At 39.9% G+C, this 12,749-nt stretch carries 12 protein-coding genes; 9 read left to right on the plus strand and 3 right to left on the minus strand.

Features of this window, described 5'->3' with window-relative positions:
* The first annotated feature begins 157 nt into the window (after nucleotides 1-157).
* The 9 genes from ACX5J7_RS09010 (at nucleotide 158) to ACX5J7_RS09050 (ending at nucleotide 9,268) form a co-directional block, all read left to right on the plus strand.
* The gene (locus ACX5J7_RS09010) at nucleotides 158-1,084 is read left to right on the plus strand and encodes a hypothetical protein (protein ID WP_498706899.1); all 927 of its coding nucleotides are present in this window, start codon (nucleotides 158-160) and stop codon (nucleotides 1,082-1,084) included.
* Between the two features lie 13 nt (nucleotides 1,085-1,097).
* On the plus strand, nucleotides 1,098-1,940 hold the full coding sequence (locus ACX5J7_RS09015) for a glycosyltransferase family 2 protein (RefSeq protein ID WP_498706901.1): 843 nt from the start codon (nucleotides 1,098-1,100) through the stop codon (nucleotides 1,938-1,940).
* An 18-nt stretch (nucleotides 1,941-1,958) separates the two neighbouring features.
* Nucleotides 1,959-3,203 (plus strand): glycosyltransferase family 4 protein, encoded by a 1,245-nt coding sequence (locus ACX5J7_RS09020; RefSeq protein ID WP_024017064.1) that lies wholly within the window; start codon nucleotides 1,959-1,961, stop codon nucleotides 3,201-3,203.
* Nucleotides 3,204-3,236: 33 nt separating this feature from the next.
* A complete protein-coding gene (locus tag ACX5J7_RS09025; RefSeq protein ID WP_024017065.1) occupies nucleotides 3,237-4,379 on the plus strand; it encodes a polysaccharide pyruvyl transferase family protein in 1,143 nt (380 codons plus the stop codon).
* A 3-nt stretch (nucleotides 4,380-4,382) separates the two neighbouring features.
* Nucleotides 4,383-5,240, plus strand: a complete 858-nt coding sequence (locus tag ACX5J7_RS09030) for a hypothetical protein (protein WP_024017066.1) — start codon at nucleotides 4,383-4,385, stop codon at nucleotides 5,238-5,240.
* A gap of 37 nt (nucleotides 5,241-5,277) precedes the next feature.
* Nucleotides 5,278-6,873, plus strand: coding sequence for an aldolase catalytic domain-containing protein (locus ACX5J7_RS09035; RefSeq protein WP_024017067.1), 1,596 nt, complete (start codon nucleotides 5,278-5,280; stop codon nucleotides 6,871-6,873).
* Nucleotide 6,874: 1 nt separating this feature from the next.
* Nucleotides 6,875-7,636, plus strand: a complete 762-nt coding sequence (locus tag ACX5J7_RS09040; RefSeq protein WP_043960543.1) for a 3-deoxy-manno-octulosonate cytidylyltransferase — start codon at nucleotides 6,875-6,877, stop codon at nucleotides 7,634-7,636.
* Nucleotides 7,623-8,270: an HAD family hydrolase gene (locus ACX5J7_RS09045; protein ID WP_024017069.1), complete on the plus strand. Its 648-nt coding sequence runs from the start codon at nucleotides 7,623-7,625 to the stop codon at nucleotides 8,268-8,270. The genes ACX5J7_RS09040 and ACX5J7_RS09045 overlap by 14 nt, the downstream gene beginning before the upstream one ends.
* 71 nt (nucleotides 8,271-8,341) lie before the next feature.
* Nucleotides 8,342-9,268: a GSCFA domain-containing protein gene (locus ACX5J7_RS09050; RefSeq protein ID WP_024017070.1), complete on the plus strand. Its 927-nt coding sequence runs from the start codon at nucleotides 8,342-8,344 to the stop codon at nucleotides 9,266-9,268.
* Between the two features lie 234 nt (nucleotides 9,269-9,502).
* Here ACX5J7_RS09050 and ACX5J7_RS09055 read toward each other — a convergent pair whose 3' ends face one another.
* The 3 genes from ACX5J7_RS09055 to ACX5J7_RS09065 form a co-directional block, all read right to left on the minus strand.
* Entirely contained in the window at nucleotides 9,503-10,294 is a 792-nt protein-coding gene (locus tag ACX5J7_RS09055; RefSeq protein ID WP_498706908.1) for a hypothetical protein, read from the minus strand.
* Nucleotides 10,295-10,427: 133 nt separating this feature from the next.
* Entirely contained in the window at nucleotides 10,428-11,723 is a 1,296-nt protein-coding gene (locus ACX5J7_RS09060; RefSeq protein WP_498706910.1) for a glycosyltransferase family 2 protein, read from the minus strand.
* A 45-nt stretch (nucleotides 11,724-11,768) separates the two neighbouring features.
* Nucleotides 11,769-12,731 (minus strand): hypothetical protein, encoded by a 963-nt coding sequence (locus ACX5J7_RS09065; RefSeq protein WP_287150732.1) that lies wholly within the window; start codon nucleotides 12,729-12,731, stop codon nucleotides 11,769-11,771.
* Nucleotides 12,732-12,749 lie beyond the last annotated feature (18 nt).

A 12,749-nucleotide genomic window follows, 5' to 3' on the forward strand; every position in this document is an offset into this window, starting at 1 on the left:
TTACCTGATATCTGTAAGTTCTCAATCAAAGTACTTTGAGACTTCAAATAACAGAATCAACAATGTTGGTTTGGCTAAGCTTTGCACCAGATAATGAGGTTGTAGTAATATCTCATACAAATTATCGAATGATGACAATGCTCACATGGAGAAGTAGGTGCTTAGCGTTTTCAAAAAAAATAAAGGCAACATTACAGAAGCCACAATTAAAAGCCTCATAGAAAATGAATTTGATGCTGAGTTCTATGCAGAAAAATATAAATTTTTGCAGACTGATGACTACCTTTCCCACTTCTTAAAAGAAGGCTGGAAAGAGGGACTAGACCCCTGTGACTGGTTTTCAACAAGCCAATACTTGACCGCCTATCCTGACGTAGCAGCATCTGGAGTCAACCCATTTTTCCATTATCTGCACTATGGAAAAGCCGAGGGTCGCAATGGAGGTCTAGTCACAAAAGGTGATGACGACCTGCGCTCTCTAGTCAGAACAAATAACTTCGACGATTCAGAGTACGAAAACTCTAAATATTTTAAAGAAGCATGTGACATACTTGGCACTGACACTGAATTTGATTCTAACGATTTCGAACGCTTTGCAAACTGGACAAAAGTAGTACCCAAAGCAACTAGCCCTCACCCACACGTTAAAGCTTTTATTGACTCAGTGAAAGCTACAGGAAGTGGAAATGAAGCAATCGCATCGGGTTGGGTTATACGAAAGAAGAATTCATTTATCTGGTTTGAGACAAATCAAGGCCAAATTCTGCCAATGCGCTCTGCATTTTTTCAGTATCGCCAAGATGTTTACAATGCGTTTGAAGATGAAATGACCGAGGCACTACCGCTCACTGGTTTTGTTCAAGCATTGACGGCATGTAACCCAGGGACAGTTCTCAAAATTTACGCGTTATCCTCAGACGGGGCCCACGAGATCGCGCAAGGTGAAGTCGAGCGTCTTGAATCTACCCCTAAGAAAATAGCTGAATTTTTAGCAACTATAAACACGCCCCTATCAGAACTACCCAAGCGCATTAGCAAAATTGATGAACCTTTGATTTCTAGTGCTATAGCGCAAAAAAAATAAAGCCATCGCCGCTATGCCACACGAAGTATATAGCTTTGGTGAATGTAATAGCCCAGAAGCTAGCATAGTCATTCCGTTATACGGCAGAGTAGATTTTGTAGAAGCGCAAATGCAGTGTTTCTCGCAAGATGTATTTGTGCAAAAACATTGTGAGTTGATTTACGTTATCGACGACCCTTCATTGGTTGAACCTTTTAAGAAACTATCTAGTGATATTTATGCACTTTACGGCATACCGTTTAAGGTTGTATGGGGTGGATTGAACAGAGGTTTTTCAGGGGCAAATAATTTAGGCGTTGAATACGCTACCGCCCATTATCTTCTATTTTTAAATAGCGATGCGTTTCCAACGAATCCTGGCTGGGTTGAAGCGCTTACGGAAGCTTTAAACAGTAACTCTGACTATGGCGTGGTCTCCCCTCGCCTATTGTTCGCAGACGGCTCTATTCAGCACGCAGGTATGGAATTCGTATATAGAAATGAGTTGTCTATTTGGACTAACCACCACCCTAATATGGGCACTGATCCGAGTTTAGACTCACATTCTGAAGCAACCATTGTTCCTGCGGTAACGGGCGCATGTATGCTTATGACTCGAGCTCTGTTTGATTCTGTAAGGGGCTGGGATAACGGTTACTTGATAGGCGACTTCGAAGATTCTGACTTGTGCTTCAAGATACGAGAGCAAGGTAAGCATTGTGTATACGTTCCCACTGTTGAGTTAACGCACCTAGAGCGTCAATCGTTTAACTTAACTGGCGCTCCCGATTTTAGAACCAAAGTGGTAATATACAATGCCACCCGCCATCAAAATAAATGGTCATCACTACTACAACAAAGCGTTAGCAAAGGTTAAAAGGAAGCAACTAAGCACATGAAACAAAGAATTTTAGTGGTATCTCATGGTCACCCAGACTTTAGTTTGGGCGGTGCTGAAATTGCAGCTTATAACTTGTTTGAAGCATTCAAAAACAATGACGACGTTGAAGACACCTGGTTTTTAGCGCGCGCCGACCGGGGAAGAGGTGTTACGGGTCAAATTCATAAACGCCGAGACAATGAATACTTGTGGGAACAAGGTATCGCTGACTGGCATTTAATGAAGTCGGCACATCAAGAGTCGATAACAACGTGGTTTGTTGATTTACTTAAGTCGCTAAAGCCTACTGTTGTGCACATTCATCATTACGCGCATATTGGACTGGAGTTCATACGCGCTATTAAAAAATACGATAGCAGCATTAAAGTTTATTTAACCCTTCATGAGTATATGGCCATTTGTAAGCACAATGGTCAAATGGTTAAAACAGGTGAAGGGATGAAGTTATGCAGCAGCGAAAGTTTTGATGAGTGCAGAGGTTGTTTTCCAGAACATACAGCCGAAGACTTTTGGCTTCGCAAGCACACGTTTAAATCTACGTTTGACCTTGCCGATGGCTTTATTTCTCCATCTGAATTTCTACGCCAGCGATATATAAACTGGGGAATTAACGAAAACGAAATAGTAGTTATTGAAAATGGTCAAAGCAATTTACCTCCATTAGAACCTCGCGCTATTCAAGAAGACGAAACCAGAAATGTTTTCGGTTTCTTTGGACAAGTTAACCCGTATAAAGGAATAGACATTCTTTTAGAAGCGCTTCGCAGCATGACAAAAGAAGAAAGAAAGCAGGTTCTTGTTGAGATACACGGTGCGAATATAGAAGCACAGTCTGGTGAGTTTCAAACGAAGATTAAAAAGCTGGCCAAAAAACTGATTGCCGAGGGCTGTTTACGCTGGGTAGGGCCTTACAGGCCAGATGAACAGCGAAATAGGCTTCAAGAAGTTGACTGGGTTGTAGTACCTTCTATTTGGTGGGAAAATTCCCCTATGGTGATTCAGGAAGCATTTACTGCTGGTAGACCTTTAATTGTTTCGAACATTGGTGGCATGGCAGAAAAAGTAGACGATGGGGTGAATGGTCTTCACTTTAGTGCTAGAAACCCGCAGTCGTTGGCGAAAGTTATGCTTAACGCTATCTCCCCTAATACTTGGCAAACATTATTGAATGGCATCGTCGCCCCTTTGACTTATTCCGATAGTGCAGGATTGCACTTAACATTTTTCAACAAGGCCTAGCCTTGCGCTTTTAAAAAGCATGACAGGACTAAAATGACAGATTCATTTATTTTCGGATTAGATTCTAGTATCAAGAACTCTTCTCTACTTCCTACAGAAAAACTGTATAACGCTACCGGTCAAAATTCTGGTAACCTCGCATTTCATTTCGCCGTTGAGCAAATGGTACATACCAACCAAAGTTCTATTGGCTGGGGCAGCGAACCATCAGAATTGGCAACAAAGTCTGGCACTGCAATATTACCCTGTGCAAACCAAGTTGGCGCTCATGCTAATTATGGTTGGCTATCTGATAAAGTCGATAAGCTACCATCCAATGTAATAGCCTTGGGCCTAGGTGCACAATCTGGCACAACTGGGAACATTCCAGAAGTCCCAGAAGGAACGCTGAACTGGATTAAGGCAATGGGTTCTAAATCACTAGGTTCGAAAAGCAATATTGGCGTAAGAGGTGATTTTACAAAGAAAGTTCTAGAACATTATGGCGTCGATGAAAAAGTAGAAGTTCTAGGTTGCCCGACATTATTCCTCAACCCAGATAAAGACTTAGGCTTTAAAATCGCAGAGAAGATGGCCACTTTCCCAAAAAGAGTAGCTGTTCCCAGTGGGCATCAGAAATGGCACCATTTGGCTAGGATTGAACAGTCTTTAGCTCACATTGTTACCGAAACAGATGGTAGTTACATAGGGCAAAGCCCATTTGAAATGTTTAAGCTTACTAGAGGCGAGGTAACTCAACTTGAAGCTGAACACTTCAAAGAATGTAAAAACTACATTATGCCTTTCGCCAGCGACGAGTATTTTATACGTTGGTGTAACCGCCATGGTAACCTTTTCTTTGACATTCCTAACTGGATGGAACATTACAGAAAATATGACTTCATTGTAGGGCCTAGAATTCACGGAGCAGTCTTAGGTCTTCAGGTTGGAATTCCAAGTTTATGTATTGTACATGACTCTAGAACGTTGGAATTATGCCAAACATTGAAGGTGCCGTACGTTATGGCAGGGGAAGTAATAAAGGGTTTTTCATTGGAACAGCTATGGTCGAAAGTCCAATTTGATGCGCAAGAGTTCACTGAAAACAGAACAAAGCTAGCTACAAAGTTCTGCAATTTCTTTGATGGCAATGGCGTTAAATACAATCATTGGTTAGATCAAATTGCTGGAATGTAATAAATGACAAGTAAACGTGTTGCTGTACTTTCTTGCGTCAGCTTTAATTCACAACTAGTTAAAAGGCAATTGATTAACTATCAAGCCAGCCACGGCAATCAAGCTAAGCACTTTTTGCATGTGGCCTCAGACGGCGATATTGATGCTCAAGAATTATTGAGCCTAGGTAATATTGATGTAGACGCTGCCACCTCTTCATATCGTACAAGTAATCTCTGTAACTTCGGTGGGCAAATTGCTAACAGTAAACGCTTACTTATTAGCGCAGAACAATTTGACTATGTTTATATTCACACCGATGCCGACCTTATAGTTCAAGGCAATTTAGCTGAGTATGTAAATAAGTATCAGTGTGGTTTTTTAAAACAAAAGCCTTCTGTTAACTGGCCGCATTACAAAAAAATGATGGAAGACCCATGCTTTAGTGCATTAAGAGACTACTTAGGCATCAAGCCTGAAGAGATAATTACTGGGCGGCAAGAAGGCTCATTTTTCCCTATTGAACTGTGGGCTGAAATGACAGCACTTTTTGAAAAGTTCTATCACGAAGAGTTTTTTTCAAACCAAGCCCTTTTATGGCCGATAGAAGAAGGTATCGTACCTACTATAGCTTCAAAGTTAATAGGTAATGCTTACCCTGATTTTGCTCCTAAAGTAAAAAATATTGTAGTCACAAAACCATTGAAGCCAGCCCCTAGGGGTGTAAATCCGCGGGATATTTCTGAAAACTGTGTAAATATTGAAGACATAAAGCAAACTTTAGACATCGGCTCAAACGACGCATGTATCGCGATGAAATGGTTTTCTCGGAATTTGAGTGACCCTGCGGCAAAGTTTGCAAACGAAAAGTTAAATCCCTAGCTTCAGATAAGTAAGATAAGGGACATGGAGAATTAGAATGTTAGTATTAGATTGTACGCTACGTGATGGCGGATATTATAATAATTGGAATTTCCCACAGCGCGTAGTGGAACAATATTTACAGGCAATGGATGCAGCTAACGTTGATATTGTTGAATTAGGCATGCGCTCTTTAAAAAACGAAGGGTTTAAAGGCGCAGCCGGTTTTACTACAGATGAATACCTAGATACGCTGCCTCTACCACCTTCTTTAAAGGTTGGGGTGATGGTAAATGCTTCTGAGTTAGTCACTGCTTCATCACTCGAAGAAGCACTCGTTTCTCTTTTCCCGAAGAATGCTGACGAATCAAAAGTTGATTTAGTTAGAATTGCCTGCCACGTACATGAATTCGAGCAAGCGTTGCCTTCTTGCAAATGGTTAAAAGACAGAGGCTTTTTAGTCGGTTTTAACTTGATGCAGGTAGCAGAACGCTCTCGAGACGAAGTTGAAGCGTTAGCACTGGCAGCTTCAAAATATGATATTGACGCGCTATATTTTGCAGATTCAATGGGAAGTATGGGGCCTGAGCAGTGTAAAAAAATCATCACATGGTTTAAAAAACACTGGAATGGCGCTATCGGCATTCATACCCATGATAATATGGGTAAGGCTTTACAGAATACCCTTACAGCCATTGAGGAAGGGGTGACATGGTTAGACGCCACCGTCACCGGCATGGGGCGTGGTCCTGGTAACGCAAGAACAGAAGAGTTAGTTATAGAAGTTGCAGCTCTACAGAACAAAAGCGTTAATCTTGTTCCATTGATGGCAGTAATTCGGTCGTACTTCCAACCTCTTAAGAATAAATGTGGTTGGGGTTCAAACCCTTTTTATTTCCTTTCTGGTAAATACGGAATTCATCCCACTTTTATTCAGGAAATGCTGAGTGACCCTCGTTACAGCGAAGAAGATATTTTAGCCGCCATTGAACACCTGCGGGTAGAAGGTGGTTCGAAATTTAGTTTCAATACGTTAGATGCTACGAGAAACTTTTTTAAAGAAAAAGGCACCGGCAATTGGTCACCTAAGAGTCAAATTCTTGGAAAATCTGTACTTATACTTGGCGCTGGCCCGGGGCTTACAGAACACAAAGCTGCGGTACAGGCGTTCATTAGAAAGTACTCACCTGTAGTAATAGCAATGAACGCACAAAGTTCTCTTGTCGAAGATTTAGTTGACTTAAGAATTGCTAGCCACCCTGTTCGTTTACTTGCAGATTGTCAGCACCACTTGAACTTACCTCAACCGTTGATTACACCTGCGTCAGCATTACCTGATGATGTAACTGATTCACTACAAGACAAAGTTCTTTATGACTTTGCACTGGAAGTTACAGAAAACAACTTCACAATAGGTGAAACCTCCGCGTCAATACCAAATTCACTGGCTATTAGCTATGCGCTGGCGGTTGCTGCTGCAGGCTCTGCAAAACACATTTATTTAGCTGGGTTTGATGGTTTTGGCTCAGGCGACAACAGAACTCAAGAAATGCAAAAAGTGTTAAATGCGTTTGCTGAACAAGTAAAATTACCCGTTACCTCTATTACCTATACAGAATACGATATTCCATCTATTTCAGTTTATGGTGTCTGACATGTCACATAATGAAAGAGCTGTAGTGATAATACCTGCTAGATTCGCTTCTAGTAGGTACCCTGGAAAGCCACTTGTTAATCTTCTTGGCAAACCGATGATCTTGTGGGTTGCGGAACTCGCAGAAAAAGCAATAGGCCGAGAGAACGTATACATTGCAACAGACGATTGCCGCATTAAGGACGTTGTAGAAAATGCTGGGTTTAATATAGTCATGACAGGGCCGGCGTTGACTGGCACGGATAGGCTAGCTCAAGCAGCAGAACAAATTGACGCAGAGATTTTTGTAAATGTTCAGGGCGATGAGCCTTTAGCTGACCCTTCAGATATTCTAAAAGTTCTAGAGCACAAACGCATTCACCCTGAATTTATTATTAACGGCTTTAGCTATTTAAATGAAGATGAAAACCCTTCAAACGTTAATATTCCAAAAGTTATTACAACTGAAGACGACAAATTAGTATATATGTCTCGCGCCCAGATACCAGGTTTCAAGGACCAGGAAAACGCGCCAAAGAAATACAAGAAGCAGGTATGTATTTACGCTTTTAGCAAACAAGAGTTAAGTGCTTTTGGTAGTTTCGGAAGAAAAAGTTCATTAGAGCATTCAGAAGACATAGAAATACTGAGATTTCTGGAGTTCGGTAAAACCATTAAGATGATTGAAACCAAGCCAGGAAGCTATGCCGTTGACGCCCCTTCTGACGTTGCGATAGTTGAAGAAGCTATGAAATCTAGAGGATTTAAGAATGAAACTCTCTGATTATTCAACTATCGCTTTTGATTGTGATGGCGTGATATTAAATTCAAACAAGGTCAAAACAAACGCTTTTTATGACGCAGCATTACCCTATGGTGAAAAAAATGCTGAAGCGCTTAAAAACTATCATACGCAAAATGGTGGAGTCTCTCGCTTTAAAAAGTTTCAATGGTTTGTAGACAGTTTTGTTGAACAGACTCTAAGGAATGAAGCCTATGAGCAATTATTGACGCGTTACGCAGACATTGTTGAAAAAGGTCTATTGAACTGTGAATTTAATGAAGATCTTTACGAGCTAAAGGAGAAAACCCCTAACACTAACTGGCTGATTGTATCTGGCGGCTCACAGTGTGAATTGCGAGCCCTCTTTGAAAAGCGTGATTTGGCTAATCTTTTTGAGGGTGGGATATACGGAAGCCCTGATTCAAAAGAAGTAATCTTTGAACGAGAACTCGTCAGAGACAATATAACTCTTCCGGCATTATTTATTGGCGATAGTAAATATGACTACTTTTCCTCAAATAAACATGGATTAGACTTCGTATTCCTTAGCCAATGGACTGAAGTGAATGACTGGAAATCATTTTGTAAAGACAACAACATAAACCATATTGATTTTCTTAGATCGATTAGCTAAAAGACACTCATTCAAAGCAAGCGTTATTTAAAGCGCTATACATTCAATATGGAAATACTCAGGAGTTAAATATGGACGCAAGTGAAGCACTTAATAACGCGAAAATAAATAAAGATCGTGCTACGAGTAAATACTATAAAGAATACGACGGTTTTGCCACACTTACTCACTCTCCCAAGTTTAAACTTACTACTAACACTAACTTTTTTACAATAGGCTCTTGTTTCGCTCGAAATATAGAGTTCTATATGAACAGAAAAAAAATTCCTTATCTCAGTCAAGTACCTTTAGTTGATGGTGAGTATTTCAAGATGGGGGGCAGTGCACGCGCTGGATATCAGAACGTATACACCCCTGGTGCTGTCCTAGAAGCCAGTCGTCTCATCTTACAGGATGATCCCTATGTTGGAATAACAGAGGTTGGTGGATTAAGTTACGACTTACTCACCCATGGTCTAAAAGGTCTTGAGGCAGAAATAGCAAGAGATATCAGACAAGGCTTAATCGACACATATAAAAATTTAGAAAAAAGCGATGTAGTTATCATAACTTTAGGCTTCATTGAGGCTTGGTACCACAAGCCATCGCGTGTTTGGGTCAATCAATCGCCTGCTGATCCAAAGTTAAGAAAAATAGCAGATGAATTTTCTTTCGAGGTTTTAGATGAAACAAAAACGCTAGCTATTGTAGAAGAGGCAATTGATAACTTTCGTAAAATCAATCCTTCTTTACAATTTATCTTCACCGTTTCGCCTGTACCTCTTGGAAGTACTTTTACAGAAGAGCATATATTAGTAGCCAATCAACGCTCTAAATCTACGCTACACTGTGTAGCCCAACACCTCTGGCGGGAATACGATTTCGTTGATTATTTTCCTAGTTACGAAATAGTTTCATTGTCAGAGCGCAAACTTGCATTTGAGGACGACAATATTCATGTGAAAGGAGAAGTGGTTTCAAGGGTAATGGATTGCTTTTTTAAATCCTATTTCAGCTAAGCTATATAATATCTACCCGAATTAAACCTTAATTATTTAAGTTCACGTTGATAGCTGAATAGTAGAGCGCTTAAACTTATTTCTGCGTCGTTCAACGTGAACTTCTTTCGAGTTTTAAAAAATTCTGTAAGCTTCTTAGGATAAACAAAACTAAACCCAACAAAACCATTGCGATGAATATTTCTTTCATTAGCAGTACTTCTGTATTCACTGGCTAGTATTTCAGCTATTTTTTTACTTACCAACACGCACTTCTAAAACTACTGGTGACTGACTTTCGTAATCAGCAGCCCAACCTTTCATCATTTTGCCTTCATCACTTTTAGCCATATTTGTCTTACCAAAGCGAATAAAAGGAGCATCAGATTCTATAGCCAGCTTTTGCCGTTCAAAACGTGTAAGTGCATATTCATAAAGCTTAAAATCTTCTTTATTGTGCTTTTTGATCAGCGCAATCTCTTCGTCTGATAATTCATAGCTTGAAGATTTTTTCTCTGTATTTTTATTTATATCCAACCCTTGAATATCAATGGAATACATCGTATTTATGAGTGCTAATGATTCATTGTAACGTTCTGTCAAACCTATAAAACCAATAGCATCAGGCCACGTGCCTTGAAACGCTTTGTATTGTACGTTTTTAAATCGTGGTTCATTTACGAATTCGGTGAACGAACGCTTATAACGGTGGTGGCGGGTAAAATGCTCGTAATGAGAACGAACTTGTTGGATGGGATCGCGAACGAAAGTAATTGCATTCTTAGCCGGAATAAATGGCGCATATTTAGGGTGATTTATATGCCCTGTAAGAAACTTAGCTTTTTCTACTATCTTCATTCCAGCGGCATAGCGGTCACGTTGTTCGTAGTCTAACGTTCGTATGTCTGGATTGGTTTCATTAGCTTTAGGCCCATAATCATAAAAGACATGTTCTTTTCCAAAGTAGCGCTCTGCGGCAACACGGAAACTAGAACCTGCAGTTTTAGATATATGAATAAAAAATAATGGGTAATTTGCTGCTTCCATTTTGTCCTATCTAATAGAAAAAGTTCGGTGGGCATTCAAGGTTTTTTTTTACTGGCTCATATTAACATTTGCAGTTCTACTGACAACCGCAATGATGAAAGCCGTTTAGCTGCAAACACCCACAGGTATAATGCTAAGTATTGATTGATTCAACTTCTTTTAAAAACTCACTTTTATCTCTGGTATCGACCCAAGCTTCGCGCTTATGAGAATCTTTACTTATTTTCTTTTTAAGCGCTCTATTTTTTTCTAACTGCTCAGGGTTTTTAAACGTAGGCGCATCATCAGAATTTAAGCCCGTGTTAATTGCAGGGTACACCCAGTGCTTTTCCGTACTGCCGTTATATCCCTGTCGAATGAATCTTTCAGTCCACTCAACATGCCCTGCACCGTAACCACTAAACCTTGGGTCTAGGTATCCTATATTCTCCATCGCATCTTTACTGCAAGCTGTACATTGCCCTGTAACCAACTTGCAAAGATACGGTAAAGTACTCGCCCCTGTACCAGAAACCACTGCACCTTCTTTTTTAATTATTCGCTTATGCGCATAATTAATGTGACCCCATAAAAGTGCCGCTATGACCCACTCTTTTTGCCAACTTTCTTTGTTTGGTCGACAGTCGTCCTCTAACAGAATTAAAACATCAACTTTTTTGACTTCGTTGAGATAATACAAAGCCCTGTTTTTGTTTCGCACAACGCCTTTATTCGGGCAGTTAGTATGAGGTACTTTATTTTGTCCACACCATTCTACTGTATCGTCGTTACTACCATCGTCAGCTACAACAAGTTGATAATCACCTGTTGTGAACGCTTTGATGGCTTCGACAGTTTTTGCTAAGTGGTCTTTTCTGTTGTATGTGATAACTCCAATACCTACATTTAAAGTAGCTATGTATTCGTCTGCTATCGAATCAAAAAGGTTAGAGATTATAGGGCCATTAGGGCGTATCATCTTGGCTCTGGCTATCAACCAAAAGCTTGTACTTTTACTAACCTTTCTAAAAAGTATTGCAAGATCCCTAAAAACCTCTGGAGACAGGCTTACATTCATTATGAATTGGCTAACAGGGAAGTCTGCATGATTCAGTATAAAAGTAACTAACGTGGTTATATCTGTAGAAGGCGAACTATTCGTAATTAACGCCTTGGCAGTATCTAGCGAAACTCTTAATTCACTGCGATTATTAAATTCATCACTTTTAAAACCGATAAGCTTCTCGAATTTTTTATTCCCTTTTTCTGTTTCCTGTTGGATGAAGGCCAACTCAGTATCGGTTAAGCAAAACCTGTTTACCTTAACGTGACCTTGAGTTGGCTTCTTGCCAGTAACCTTATTACGTATAGCTTTAACGTAACGTTTGGCGTATTGCTTAGTTGCAACGGCCCGATTTTGAAGTTGTTTTTGCTGTAATTTCTTTTTCATTTTGAGACTATTTTAATAGGCCTAACAGTATCGGAAGCTTGCTTTTTAGCTAACAACATCTTCAAAAATCACTATCTGCGTTTGCTTTTCTACAACTTTAACTGCCTGGCCTTCTCTAAAAGTATCTGGATATTTGTAAGACTTCCCTATATACCCTTCGCGATGAATATTTCTTTCTGAGGCCAAAGCCCGATAGTCAGATAACTTGACATGTTCGACAACTTGGCCGTCGACTATGATATCGGCTTCTAATGCTTCTTCTTGCTCGTAGCAACACGCCCATATATTAAGTTGCTTCCCTTTATCTTTCGGCAAAATATTCATCTGTCCAAATCTAACTAAAGGAAGTTCTTTTTCTAAAAGTTCTTTGTGTAGCTCAAATCGAATTAGCGCATAATCGTAAAGCGCATAGTCTTTCGCGTTCATTTTTTTGATAAGTGAACTTTCACTTTCTGTGAAAGTATAAGTACCAGATGCTTTGGCTGTGTTTTTGTTTATATCTAGTACTTTAATATCAGTTCCATAGTATTTATTAAACAGGGCTATAGACTCATTATAGCGCTCTGTAATACCAATAAATCCAATAGCATCAGTCCAGATGCCATTTAATGCTTTAGACTGCATATTGGCAAAGCGGTTTTCCTTTATAAAGTCTTCGAAACTACCATTATAACCGTGAAGTCTTGAAAAATGCTCATAGTGTGAACGCACTTGTTGGGCTGGGTCACGAACAAACGTTACTACACTCTTTGCCGGAAAGAAGGGAGCGTATTTGGGGTAAATAACATGCCCTGACAAAAACTTTGCATTTTTCTTTATGCTCTTTGCCACCAGATACCTGTCTTTAGACTCGTATTCAAACTTCAAAATATCAGGATGAGTTTCTTTTGAGCCTTTACCGTAGTCAAAATAAGTAGCTTCCGACCCAAAATATTGTTCTGCCGCCACACGAAAGCTTGAACCAGCGGTTTTAGGGATATGGATAAAAAATAGAGGAAAGTTGTTCATAATACTTCTAGTTGTTCA

The sequence above is a fragment of the Alteromonas infernus genome (assembly GCF_902705815.1).

Bases quoted from the DNA above. Each gene is read 5' to 3' on its own strand.
- ACX5J7_RS09015 (WP_498706901.1), top strand. From the start codon at position 1,098: ATGCCACACGAAGTATATAGCTTTGGTGAATGTAATAGCCCAGAAGCT.
- ACX5J7_RS09020 (WP_024017064.1), top strand. From the start codon at position 1,959: ATGAAACAAAGAATTTTAGTGGTATCTCATGGTCACCCAGACTTTAGT.
- ACX5J7_RS09025 (WP_024017065.1), top strand. From the start codon at position 3,237: ATGACAGATTCATTTATTTTCGGATTAGATTCTAGTATCAAGAACTCT.
- ACX5J7_RS09030 (WP_024017066.1), top strand. From the start codon at position 4,383: ATGACAAGTAAACGTGTTGCTGTACTTTCTTGCGTCAGCTTTAATTCA.
- ACX5J7_RS09035 (WP_024017067.1), top strand. From the start codon at position 5,278: ATGTTAGTATTAGATTGTACGCTACGTGATGGCGGATATTATAATAAT.
- ACX5J7_RS09040 (WP_043960543.1), top strand. From the start codon at position 6,875: ATGTCACATAATGAAAGAGCTGTAGTGATAATACCTGCTAGATTCGCT.
- ACX5J7_RS09045 (WP_024017069.1), top strand. From the start codon at position 7,623: ATGAAACTCTCTGATTATTCAACTATCGCTTTTGATTGTGATGGCGTG.
- ACX5J7_RS09050 (WP_024017070.1), top strand. From the start codon at position 8,342: ATGGACGCAAGTGAAGCACTTAATAACGCGAAAATAAATAAAGATCGT.
- ACX5J7_RS09055 (WP_498706908.1), bottom strand. From the start codon at position 10,294: ATGGAAGCAGCAAATTACCCATTATTTTTTATTCATATATCTAAAACT.
- ACX5J7_RS09060 (WP_498706910.1), bottom strand. From the start codon at position 11,723: ATGAAAAAGAAATTACAGCAAAAACAACTTCAAAATCGGGCCGTTGCA.
- ACX5J7_RS09065 (WP_287150732.1), bottom strand. From the start codon at position 12,731: ATGAACAACTTTCCTCTATTTTTTATCCATATCCCTAAAACCGCTGGT.